The organism is Helicobacter pylori (assembly GCF_011140715.1).
GTDB classification, from domain to species: domain Bacteria; phylum Campylobacterota; class Campylobacteria; order Campylobacterales; family Helicobacteraceae; genus Helicobacter; species Helicobacter pylori_DA.
In genome coordinates, this window is sequence record NZ_SFZZ01000048.1 from 1 (window position 1) to 11,372 (window position 11,372).

9 protein-coding genes and 1 tRNA gene are annotated in these 11,372 nt (G+C 39.8%); 3 read left to right on the forward strand and 7 right to left on the reverse strand.

Annotated features, from left to right (window positions below; genetic code table 11):
- Positions 1-539: 539 nt before the first annotated feature.
- The 4 genes from deoD to EWZ81_RS04200 form a co-directional block, all read right to left on the reverse strand.
- Positions 540-1,241, reverse strand: coding sequence for a purine-nucleoside phosphorylase (gene deoD, locus EWZ81_RS04185; protein ID WP_165549118.1), 702 nt, complete (start codon positions 1,239-1,241; stop codon positions 540-542).
- On the reverse strand, positions 1,238-2,479 hold the full coding sequence (locus tag EWZ81_RS04190) for a phosphopentomutase (RefSeq protein ID WP_165549119.1): 1,242 nt from the start codon (positions 2,477-2,479) through the stop codon (positions 1,238-1,240). Before EWZ81_RS04190 ends, deoD begins: the two co-directional genes overlap by 4 nt.
- Positions 2,480-2,490: 11 nt before the next feature.
- Complete coding sequence (locus EWZ81_RS04195; protein ID WP_127961146.1) at positions 2,491-3,747, reverse strand: NupC/NupG family nucleoside CNT transporter; 1,257 nt, start codon at positions 3,745-3,747, stop codon at positions 2,491-2,493.
- 104 nt (positions 3,748-3,851) lie between these two features.
- Positions 3,852-3,929, reverse strand: a tRNA-Met gene (locus tag EWZ81_RS04200).
- A 183-nt stretch (positions 3,930-4,112) separates the two neighbouring features.
- On the opposite strand from EWZ81_RS04200, the gene EWZ81_RS04205 reads away from it, so the two are divergent.
- Together EWZ81_RS04205 and EWZ81_RS04210 are read left to right on the forward strand one after the other, a co-directional pair.
- Positions 4,113-5,405, forward strand: coding sequence for an MFS transporter (locus EWZ81_RS04205; protein ID WP_341846694.1), 1,293 nt, complete (start codon positions 4,113-4,115; stop codon positions 5,403-5,405).
- Positions 5,406-5,420: 15 nt separating this feature from the next.
- Entirely contained in the window at positions 5,421-6,182 is a 762-nt protein-coding gene (locus EWZ81_RS04210) for a tRNA 2-thiocytidine biosynthesis TtcA family protein (protein ID WP_165549121.1), read from the forward strand.
- 4 nt (positions 6,183-6,186) lie between these two features.
- Here EWZ81_RS04210 and EWZ81_RS04215 read toward each other — a convergent pair whose 3' ends face one another.
- The 3 genes from EWZ81_RS04215 to EWZ81_RS04225 all read right to left on the reverse strand — a co-directional run bounded on the left by EWZ81_RS04215 (position 6,187) and on the right by EWZ81_RS04225 (position 10,088).
- Positions 6,187-7,338: a cation:proton antiporter gene (locus EWZ81_RS04215; protein ID WP_000542884.1), complete on the reverse strand. Its 1,152-nt coding sequence runs from the start codon at positions 7,336-7,338 to the stop codon at positions 6,187-6,189.
- 25 nt (positions 7,339-7,363) lie between these two features.
- A complete protein-coding gene (locus EWZ81_RS04220; RefSeq protein ID WP_165549122.1) occupies positions 7,364-8,743 on the reverse strand; it encodes an HP1184 family multidrug efflux MATE transporter in 1,380 nt (459 codons plus the stop codon).
- A 169-nt stretch (positions 8,744-8,912) separates the two neighbouring features.
- Entirely contained in the window at positions 8,913-10,088 is a 1,176-nt protein-coding gene (locus EWZ81_RS04225; RefSeq protein WP_165549123.1) for a sugar transporter, read from the reverse strand.
- Positions 10,089-10,367: 279 nt separating this feature from the next.
- Between EWZ81_RS04225 and EWZ81_RS04230 the strand changes: the two genes are divergently transcribed.
- Positions 10,368-11,111 carry a carbonic anhydrase gene (locus tag EWZ81_RS04230; RefSeq protein WP_079360868.1) on the forward strand — a complete coding sequence of 248 codons (744 nt, stop codon included), beginning with the start codon at positions 10,368-10,370 and terminating at the stop codon, positions 11,109-11,111.
- Positions 11,112-11,372: the final 261 nt, after the last annotated feature.

Consider the following 11,372-nt stretch of genomic DNA (forward strand, 5'->3'; position numbering starts at 1 on the left):
CCTTGAAATTTCGTTTTTGGGGTGTAAAGTTGTTGTTTTATTGAAGCGGTAGTTTTGTAAAACAAAGTTTCTGTAAAACGATAGCTTTAGTTTTTCCAAAGTTCCCTTAAGGCTTTTTAGCTTTAAGGGTTTTCCTTTAAAGCTTATCCTTAACTTATGGGGTTATAAAAACTCTTTAAATTAGCCCTAATATTCTTTTTAGCGTTCTTTATTTGGGGTAAGGTTTTGCTTTTTTAATTTAGATTGGGGCTTTAAGAAAGATTGTTGTAAAATAAACACCCCCATAAGTGCAATTATGGGGATAATTTTTAATGGGAGTTTGCCATGAAAACAGAAAATGGTAAAAACTCTTGGAAAACATTATACCTTGAAATTTCGTTTTTGGGGTGTAAAGTTGTTGTTTTATTGAAGCGGTAGTTTTGTAAAACGAAGTTTCTGTAAAACGATAGCTTTAATTTTTCCAAAGTTCCCTTAAGGCTTTTAGCTTTAAGGGTTTTCCTTAAAAGTTTATCCTTAACTTATGGGGGCAACAAAAAAGGCTAACTCATCATCTCTAAAGCCAAAGTTATCATGTTATCAAAGCTCTCTATTCTTTCTTTAGGGCTTAAGGCTTCTTTAGTGATTAAGTGATCTGAAACCGAGCATAAGCATAAAGCTTTAGCGTTTAGTTCCATCGCCGTGGCGTATAACCCTGCCGCTTCCATTTCAATAGCCAAGTGGTTGTATTTAGCCATCAAATCAAAGGCATGCGTTTCAAAAGAATAGAAAAAATCGCTTGAAAAAACATTGCCCACTTTCAAATCAATACCCAAACGCTTTGCTGTTTGATACGCTCTTAAACTCAATTCAAAATCAGGCGTTGCACTCAAATCGTGGTTTAAAAAACGCACCCGATTGGTTTTAGAATCCGTTGAAGCTCCAATTGCCATGATAATGTCTTTCAGGCCAACTTTTGGACTAATCGCCCCGCAAGTGCCAATCCTTAAAAGCTCTTTAACCTGATAGGTTTTAATGAGTTCGGTTACATAAATCGTGCATGACGCAATGCCCATGCCATGCCCCATTAAAGAAACCCCCTTACCCTTATACTTCCCGCTAAAGCCTAGCATGTTACGCACATTCGTGATCTCTTTAGCGTCTTGTAAAAATTTTTTCGCAATGTAGCTCACCCTTAAAGGATCGCCGCATAAAAGGCATTGAGGATAAAAATCGCCGATTTTGGCGTTAATGTGAGGGGTCATGGTTGTCCTTTAAAGTTTAATAAGTTTTTGCCATAATCTAAGGGGCTTAATCCCAAAAAATAAGCGATACTTTGCCCAATATCCGCAAACGAATCGCTCTTGCCTAAAAAGGCTGGTTGTAAATCCTTGTGATAGAACAAAACAGGAATGTATTCTCGTGTGTGATCGGTGCCTTTAAAGCTAGGATCACACCCATGATCGGCACAAAGAATGAGCAAATCGTTTTCCCTTAAATTGTCTAAAATCTCTTTTAAGCGCATATCAAAATACTCTAAAGCGTTAGCATACCCGCTAATATCGCGCCGATGCCCATAATCGCTATCAAAATGCACAAAATTCGTGAAAATCAAGCTGTTGTTTTTGGCGTTTTTGACTCGCTCTAAAGTAACATCGCATAATTCCATCAAACTACCGGCTTTGAACTTTTGAGTGATCCCCACATGAGCGTAAATATCAGCGATTTTCCCAATACTAATGACTTCGCCTTGTTTTTCTTCAATGAATGTTTCAAAAAGCAATTTTTTATGGGGCTTTATCGCATAGTCTTTGCGCTTAGCGGTGCGTTTGAAATTCTCTCTATTGGTGCCAATAAAAGGCCTTGCGATCACTCTGGCGATCTTTAAGGGCTCTAGAATTTGAAACGCTTCTTCACAAAGAGCGTATAAGTTATCAAGCCCAAACTTTTCTTCATGCGCAGCGATTTGAAACACCGAATCCGCTGAAGTGTAAAAAATGGGGTATAAAGTTTCTAAATGCTTTTCGCCCAAATCTTTAATGATTTCTGTCCCTGATGCGTGGCAATTCCCTAAATAGCCCTTAATCTTAGTTTTGTGCATGATTTCATCTAAAATTTCTTTAGGAAACGAATCATTTTTGTCTTTAAAATACCCCCATTCAAAAAGAACGGGTGCGCCCATCATCTCCCAATGTCCAGAAATCGTATCCTTAGCGCTAGAAAGTTCTTGCGCATAAGTGTAAGCCCCTATTAAATTGGGTTGTGGTTGGAAACCCAAAGGCAATTCATTTGCAGCTTTTAGAGCGCTCAACCCTAAACCCAAACTCTCTAAATAAGGCAGTTTCAAAGCCCCACTGCGATCGTTAGAATCAGCCAGGTTATTGAAACAAGCCTTAGCGATATTGCCTAAAGTGTTCGCCCCCAAATCGCCAAAATCCTTAGCGTCTTCACTAGCCCCTATACCAAAAGAATCCAATAATAAGATTACCACTCTTTTTTGCATGTTTTGTCCTTTTAATGAGCGTTTAATCCTATGAATAACCCAGCGATAGTCGCGCTCATGAAATTAGAAAGCGTGCCTACAAGCACCGCTTTTAAAGCAAGCCTTATAATGAGATCCTTCTTTTTAGGCACTAAACTGCCAAGCCCTCCAATGAGCATAGCGACTGAACTTAAGTTAGCAAATCCGCACAACGCAAAAGTGATGATCGCTTTAGTTTTCTCGCTCAAGATTAAAGGAGGGTTATCGCCCAAATAAGGCAATAACTGCATATAGCCCACAAATTCATTGAGCGCGATTTTAATGCCTATGATTTCTCCGGCAATCCCGGCCTGACTCCACGGAATGCCTAGCATAAAGGCTAAGGGTTTTAAGAGTGTGCCTAAAATCAACCCTAAAGACAGATGCTCCATGCCTAAAAACCCCCCTACAACCCCTAAAAGCCCGTTAATGAGCGCGAGCATTCCCACAAAGGCTAAAAGCATCGCTCCCACATGCAAGGCTAAATTTAGCCCTGTGCTTGCCCCATTAGCGATAGCTTCTATGGCATTGACATGCTTTTCTGCAGAAACATCTGCATGGCTAGAAATGGTTTCGTTTTGCGGGTAAATGATTTTAGCGAACAACAGCCCCCCAGGAGCGGACATAAACGAAGCGGCGATTAAATAAGGCAAAGGAATGCCCATGCTCGCATACCCGGCTAACACAGGCCCTGCAACGCTAGCCATGCCCACGCACATGACCGCAAAAATCTCTGAATCGCTCATGCTTTTCAAATAAGGTTTAATGACTAAGGGCGCTTCGGTGTGCGCTACAAAAATATTAGCCGCTGCACTCATGCTTTCTGCTTTAGAAGTGCCTAAGCATTTTTGCAACGCCCCACCGATGAGATTGATAAATAAAGGCATGATTTTTAAATAATATAGAAGTGAAATCAAGCTAGCAAAAAAGATAATGATCGCTAAAACATTGATCGCAAAGACAAACCCCCCTATCCCTTGATCGCCCTTAGCGTTTGGAGCGAGATTACCAAATAAAAAACGCACCCCCTCATAGCCGTAACTGATCACGCTTTGTATGCCGCTGGCTAAGCCTTGCAGCATTTCCCTACCCAAAGGCACATATAAAGCCAACGCCCCTAAAGCCACTTGGATCACAAAGGCACTGACAATCGTGCGATAATTTATAGCCCTTTTATTGCTAGAAAACACCCAAGCAATAAGAAAAAGCACCGCCATCCCTACAACACTAAAAAGAGAGCTAAAAATCATCGTCAAATCCCTAATTTAAGAAATTAAAAGATGCAAGGCTATTGTAGTTTAGGTTTGCTAAAAAAAAGATTAAACGAAAATTAAATGAAGATTAAATCAAATCATGGTGTCAAGAGGGGGACTTGAACCCCCGACCTCCGGCTTATGAGACCAGCGCTCTAAACCAGCTGAGCTACCTTGACACAAGCAATTTTATAAAAAATAAAGAATGAGATTATACAAAAAATTTTCTTAAAAATCCATTAAAACTACATTAAACTTTTATTACGATCTTACTTTCTCAAATTGATGACAAAAGTTGGGCATTTTCTTGTAAAATAACCCGCATGTTTAAGAAAATTTTTCCATTAGCGTTAGTTTCATCGTTGCGGTTTTTGGGGCTTTTTATTGTTTTGCCTGTCATTAGTTTGTATGCGGATAGTTTCCATTCAAGCAGTCCCTTACTCGTGGGGTTGGCTGTGGGCGGAGCGTATCTCACGCAAATCATTTTTCAAACCCCCATGGGCATTCTTAGCGATAAGATAGGCCGTAAAGTGGTGGTTATGGTGTGCTTGTTGTTGTTTTTAATTGGCTCGTTAGTGTGCTTTGTGGCGAACGATATTATCACGCTCGTTATCGGGCGCTTCATTCAAGGCATGGGGGCTTTAGGGGGGGTCGTTAGCGCGATGGTGGCGGATGAAGTGAAAGAAGAAGAGCGCACCAAAGCCATGGCGATCATGGGAGCGTTTATTTTCATTAGCTTTACCATAAGCATGGCCATAGGCCCCGGGGTTGTGGCGTTTTTTGGGGGGGCAAAATGGCTCTTCTTGCTCACGGCGATCTTAACCTTATTGAGTTTGTTGATGCTTTTAAAAGTCAAAGACGCCCCCAAAATTTCTTACCAAATCAAAAATATAAAGGCTTATCAACCCAACTCTAAAGCCTTGTATCTTTTGCATCTAAGCTCTTTTTTTGAAAAGATGTTCATGACGCTTATTTTTGTATTAATCCCTTTAGCCTTAGTGAATGAATTCCATAAAGATGAAAGCTTTTTGATCTTAGTGTATGTGCCTGGAGCCTTATTGGGGGTTTTAAGCATGGGGATAGCGAGCGTTATGGCTGAAAAATACAACAAGCCTAAGGGGGTGATGCTTTCTGGTGTGCTGTTGTTTATTGTGAGTTATTTGTGCTTGTTTTTAGCGGACTCTAGCTTTTTAGGGAAATATTTATGGCTTTTTATTGTTGGGGTGGCGTTTTTCTTTATTGGTTTTGCCACCTTAGAGCCTATCATGCAATCTTTAGCGTCTAAGTTCGCCAGAGCAAATGAAAAAGGCAAGGTTTTAGGGCAATTCACTACTTTTGGCTATTTAGGGAGCTTTGCTGGGGGCGTGAGCGGGGGGTTGAGCTACCATCATTTAGGCGTTTCTAACACAAGCTTAATCGTTGTAGCTTTAGGGCTTATTTGGGGCTTATCGCTCTTTTTACTCCATAACCCTTCCAAGCAAAAAAATGTCTATTTCCCTTTAGACGCTTATAATGAGGAACAATTTGAAACTTTAGGGGACAAAATCATTGAATGGTATGTCAATATTAGCGAAGAAATCATTATTGTGAAATATAATTCCGATCACATTAGCGAAGAAGAAATCATTCGCTTAGCGCGAAAGTTTAGAAAATAAAATCAAGGATCAAAAATGGCTTATGAAATTTCCAAAAAAGTCTTACACATTGTAGGCAAGACAAACGCCACTTACAAACTCATAGAAGAAGGCGATAAAATCTTGTTAGGGTTGAGTGGGGGTAAGGATTCTATCATGCTCGCTTGCATCTTAGCCAGGATGCAAAAACATACCCCTTTCAAATTTGATTTTAAAGCGGTTACCGTGCATTATGGTTTGGGCGAAAATTTAAAATGGTTGAGCGATTTGTGCCAAGAACAAGGCATTGAGCATGAGATCATTTACACCCAAATCGCTGCCACGATCAACGAAAAACGCCGTGAAAAAAGCTCGTTTTGTTCGTTTTGCTCTCGTTTGAGGCGAGGGACTTTGTATTCTAAGGCTTTAGAAGAAGGCTATAATAAAGTCGCTATCGCGCACCATTTAGATGATGCGGTGGAGAGCTTTTTTATGAATTTTACTTATAACGGGAGTTTGAGGAGCATGCCCCCCATTTATAGGGCTGAAAACGGCTTATTAGTGATCCGCCCTTTGATTAAGGTTCGAGAAGCCAGCAGCATTCATTTTGTCACTTCTCAAAATATCCCGGTTGCCCCTGATTGCAATTGCCCAGCCAAACAGCCCACTTCCGATAAACCCCCTATCGCACGATTAGCCACTAAAAATTTCTTAAAAGAAATGCAAAACTTGCACCCTCATTTCTTTGACAGCTTAGAAAACGCGTTTAGTAACGTTCAAGCGAACAGCTTTAGCGACGCTAAGTATTTAGACGCTTAAAGCTTTAAGCTTTTTTGTTGAGCATTTTAATCGCAATCGTGAATAACACCCCTTCAAAAATAGCCGCCATGAGCAACGCGTAATAGGTGTTTTGCGAGATCGCTTGCGCTTTTAAACCCACTGCGGCGGTGGTTACTAAAAAAGTTAAAGGCATAGAAGCCCCTAAGGCGAATGAAAATAAATGCTTAGCTTCTTTAAAGTATTTGCGCCACAATAAGGTTGAAGTGATCAAGTGCAAGCTTAACATCGCTATGACAATCAGTATCCCTTGAAGGATCAAATGCGGGTTTAAAAACACTAATTTTAAGTCTAAAGTAGAGCCTACATGGATGAAAAACAAAGGCACAAAAAACCCAAAACCCACATCATTGAGCTTGTGGATCAGCTCTGATTTATGAGGGAAAAAAGTAGAAACGACTAACCCTGCCAAAAACGCCCCTAAAACCATTTCTATTTTGAGCCACACCACGATCGCAACCAGTGAAAAAAAGAGCATGAGCGAAAAACGCACGTCTTGGTTGAACTGACTGCTTTTAGGCATCACAAAAAGCTTTAAATGCGGGAACCACCAAAACAAAGTCTTAAAGATTTGAAACGCCACGATAATTAAGATTAAAAAAACAATGAGAATGCCTAAATCTTTGATTAAATCCACGCCCAAACCATGCGAATACACCCCATCCACGACCACCAAACCAAAAATGCTTAACAATTCCCCAATAACGCCCACTTTTAAGACTAAATCAAGCCACAAAATCTCTTTACGATAATCTTTGACTAAAGTCATGATCATGCCCAAACTAATGATAGGGAAAATCACCATAAAAATAGGCTCTAAATTAAGGCTAAAAGTAAGGATAAATGAAAGCGTGTATAAGATCAACAGATAAGCAAAAATGCGTTTTAAAAGAGAAACCCCTAATTTTTTAAACAAATAAATCTCCACTTCCAAACCGCATAAAAACATTAAAAACAAAAAGCCAATTTCAGACATGATTTCAAAGCCTTTAGTTGGCTCAATAAAACCCACATACGCCCCAACAGATCCAAATAAAATCTCCACGACCGTGATAGGCAAACGAGAGATTCTAGACATATAAGGGGCCATCACAATTAAAAGCATGATGAGCGCGAAAGTGAAAAATTCTGCATGCATGTCTTAATTTTACCTTATTTATTGGTTAAGTTTTCAAAGCGATAGGGTTTTTCTCTTTATAAGTGGTGAAAACCCCTTTTTTGATTTCGTAATAAGTTACCCCTAACGCTACTAAAAACGCTAAAAATTGCGCGATAGGGTAAGTTACCCAAACGCCATTAATCCCATAGAAATGACTTAAAATCGGCAATAGGACAATAATAAACCCTAGCGTGTGCGAAAGGGTGATGATAAACGAACTTTTAGTGCGTTGGATGGATTGGAAAAACACCGCACACAACAAAGTCATGCCTAAAAAAATATAGCCAACATAATAAATATTCATCGCTCTTTTAGTCTCTTGCATAAAGAGTGCATCCTGTTCGCTTGGCTGCAAATAAAGCTTGATTAAAAATTCATCTAAAAAATAATAAGCGCCATAGAAAACAATCCCTATACAAAACGCTGCTTTCAAACCAAAGACAAACACGGCTCGCACGCGCTCTAAATTTCTAGCCCCATAGCTAAAACTCGCAATCGGTTGGATGCCTTGAGAAATCGCAAATAAAGTCGTAAAAAAGATAATCGCATTATACATAACGATCCCATACATGCTCACAAACCTTTCCCCAGCCGTGTGCATGATAGCGGTATTAAACAATAAAATCATAATAGAAGCGCTAAATTCTGCCGTGCTTTGAGGCACGCCGCTTTTGGCTGAAGAAATGACTGAAGACAAAGAAAATCGCTTGATAAAATACAATTGCCCTTTTTTGCGCCAAAAATGCTGCATTAAGACTAAAACCCCTATCGCATGCCCTATCACGGTGGCTATTGCGCTGCCTTGAACCCCCACTTCCAAAACAAAAATAAACCAATAGTTGAAAAAGATATTCGCTAACGATCCAATCAGCATCGCCACCATCGCTAAAACGGGCCGTTTGTCATTCACCACAAAGACATCCGCTAAAGGGTGCAAAACCATAAAAACAGAGCCCATTAAAATGATTTCAATGTAGCGTTTGGACATGCTCAATAAAGCGTCATTGCTCCCAAAAAAACGCGCGATAGTTTCGCTAAAAGGTAGTAACGCCATGCTCAAAATAAAGGCGCTTATAGCGACAAAATAAAACACGCTACTAAACACAAGCCTAGCCCTATGGGTTTTATTTTGACCCAAAAAATACCCTACAATGCTCGCTGCCCCAAAACCAAAAAGCAATTCATACGCAATAAGCCCTGGAAAAATAGGCCATGCGATATTGACCGCAGCGATAGCTTCTTTACCCAGTTTCTTGCCCACAAACATGCCATCTACCATAGAGTAAGTAGAAAGTGAGATCATAGAAAAAACTAAAGGGATGAAGTAATAAAAAAAGAGCTTCCTAATAGAATCTTTATGCAAATCAATCTTTTTTTTGAGCATTTAAACCCCACACCGCTTAAAATTCATGACAAATTTTTCTATTTTAACATAAAAAGAGAGGCAATCTACCCATTTGCGCAATTGGATTTAAGCAACACCATTAAAGTTTAAAAAATGGTTTTTAGCGCAAAAAGGATTTTCCTTTATTGGGTAGTCCATTTAACGCCCTTCATGTTTTTTTAAATTTTATCGTAATGAATCTAAGCCAAAATAGCGCCAACAACCCCAAAGCCCCACCCACAAAGCCAATATACCCTAGCCCTAATTGGTGGATCACAATACTGCCAAACAACGCACCTGATCCAATCCCCACATTATAGCTCCCTGAATAGATCGCGCTCGCGACATCCGTAGCGTCCGGCGCAAGTTGCAACACCCTCATTTGCAAGGAGATCCCAAGCGAAGTGATCCCAATTCCCCATAAGAAAATCTGCAAAAAGATCACCCACTCCAAGTTTTTAAACAAAAAAAGCAAGAGTTGCGGGCAAATGACTAAAACCATTGCAAAAGCGATAAATTTTCTTGAATTTTTCGCATACAAACGGCCGAATAAAAAACTCCCCGCCACGCCTGCTAACCCAAACACAAACAGCATTAGCGTCGTAATGTCAGGAGAAAATTGGCTGATTTGAATGATAAAAGGCTCAATATAGCTATAAGTGGTGAAATGCCCAGAGATAACCATGATCACAAGCAAATAAATCCCCATTAACAGCGGGCGTTTCATTAATATAGGGACACTTGCGAGCGTGCCGGCGTTTTTACTCGGCAAAGGCGGGAGCAATTTCCACATGAGCAACGCTATAAGGGTCGCAACGCCCCCGATCACGCCAAAAGTGGATCGCCAATCTAGAATTTGCCCGATGATCCTCCCAAGCGGTAACCCTAAAATCATCGCTAACGAACTCCCTAGCGCTAATAACCCTAAGGCTTGCTGTTTTTTATTTCTTGGCGCGACACGAATGACTAAAGAAGCCGTGATAGACCAAAAAATAGAGTGGGCAAAAGCGATACCTATACGAGAAAGGAGTAACACCCAAAAATCCCACGCTAGCGCTGAAAGGATATGGCTGAGAATGAAAAGGGCAAAAAGAAAGAGCAGTAAGCGTTTCCTTTCAACTTTAGCGCTAAGCAGCATCAAGGGCAATGATCCAAGAGACACCACCCATGCATAAGCAGTGATCATAAGCCCCACTGTCGCGCTCTCCATTTCAAAGCTTTTCGCAATATCTGATAACAATGCGACAGGGACAAACTCCGTGGTATTAAAAATAAACGCCGAAAGCGAAAACACAAAAACCCGCATTAAGGCGAACTTTTGATACGATTGTTTGGTTATCATCATTTAAATCTTAAGGGGTTAAATTTTATTCCATTTGAAAGCTTGGAGTATAAGACAAAAATTTTAACCGCTTGTAAATTAGGGGCTGATTGAAACAAATATTCCCGCTCCATAGGCACATTAAAATTTAATAGAGTTGTTACCATATAAAACAGAATTTAAAATCATTTCCAACTTTTAACCAATCTATTTTTTGTAACTGCGGTCATTGTTGATTAAGCGCTAAAATTAAGCCGTTGCCTTTTTAATAATTTTAGAATTTTAAAATAAAGGATAATTAAAATGAAAAAAACTTTTTTGATCGCTTTAGTGCTTACGGCTTCTCTTATAGGTGCTGAAAATACCAAATGGGATTATAAAAATAAAGAAAATGGCCCACACCGCTGGGACAAATTGCACAAAGATTTTGAAGTGTGCAAAAGCGGTAAAAGCCAATCGCCCATCAACATTGAGCATTACTACCACACGCAAGATAAAACCGATTTGCAATTCAAATACGCCGCTTCCAAACCTAAAGCGGTCTTTTTCACTCATCATACTTTAAAAGCTTCGTTTGAGCCGACTAACCACATCAATTATAGAGGGCATGACTATGCGCTGGATAATGTGCATTTCCACGCCCCTATGGAGTTTTTAATCAACAATAAAACCAGGCCTTTGAGCGCGCATTTCGTGCATAAAGACGCTAAAGGGCGCTTATTAGTCTTAGCGATTGGTTTTGAAGAAGGGAAAGAAAACCCCAACCTTAATCCTATTTTAGAAGGCATTCAAAAGAAACAAAATTTTAAGGAGGTGGCTTTAGACACTTTCTTACCCAAAACTATCAATTACTACCATTTTAACGGCTCTCTCACCGCTCCCCCTTGCACAGAAGGGGTGGCATGGTTTGTCATAGAAGAGCCTTTGGAAGTTTCTGCCAAACAATTGGCTGAAATCAAAAAACGCATGAAAAATTCGCCTAACCAACGCCCTGTCCAGCCTGACTACAACACCGTGATCATTAAAAGCTCAGCTGAGACCCGCTAAAGACCCACTAAAATAAAAACCCTCTCTTTATAAAGAGAGGGATATAAAAATCATTCTTCATGAAACACCGCATAAAAATTGCAACCGCTTGTATTTTGTAAAACGCTCAAACGCTAAAGACGATTGGGATTCCTACTAAGGAGTTTAAAAAAGGCTCTGTTCTAATTGGGTAATATAGAGTCTTTAAATACCATAAATAAGCTAAAAACGATTTTATGGTATTCTTATTTTCTTATGCCTACATCCTTTTACTATAACCAT

Excerpts from the sequence above, each read along its gene's own strand:
- deoD (WP_165549118.1), bottom strand. The coding sequence starts at position 1,241 with ATGACCCCTCACATTAACGCCAAAATCGGCGATTTTTATCCTCAATGC.
- EWZ81_RS04190 (WP_165549119.1), bottom strand. The coding sequence starts at position 2,479 with ATGCAAAAAAGAGTGGTAATCTTATTATTGGATTCTTTTGGTATAGGG.
- EWZ81_RS04195 (WP_127961146.1), bottom strand. The coding sequence starts at position 3,747 with ATGATTTTTAGCTCTCTTTTTAGTGTTGTAGGGATGGCGGTGCTTTTT.
- EWZ81_RS04210 (WP_165549121.1), top strand. The coding sequence starts at position 5,421 with ATGGCTTATGAAATTTCCAAAAAAGTCTTACACATTGTAGGCAAGACA.
- EWZ81_RS04215 (WP_000542884.1), bottom strand. The coding sequence starts at position 7,338 with ATGCATGCAGAATTTTTCACTTTCGCGCTCATCATGCTTTTAATTGTG.
- EWZ81_RS04220 (WP_165549122.1), bottom strand. The coding sequence starts at position 8,743 with ATGCTCAAAAAAAAGATTGATTTGCATAAAGATTCTATTAGGAAGCTC.
- EWZ81_RS04225 (WP_165549123.1), bottom strand. The coding sequence starts at position 10,088 with ATGATGATAACCAAACAATCGTATCAAAAGTTCGCCTTAATGCGGGTT.
- EWZ81_RS04230 (WP_079360868.1), top strand. The coding sequence starts at position 10,368 with ATGAAAAAAACTTTTTTGATCGCTTTAGTGCTTACGGCTTCTCTTATA.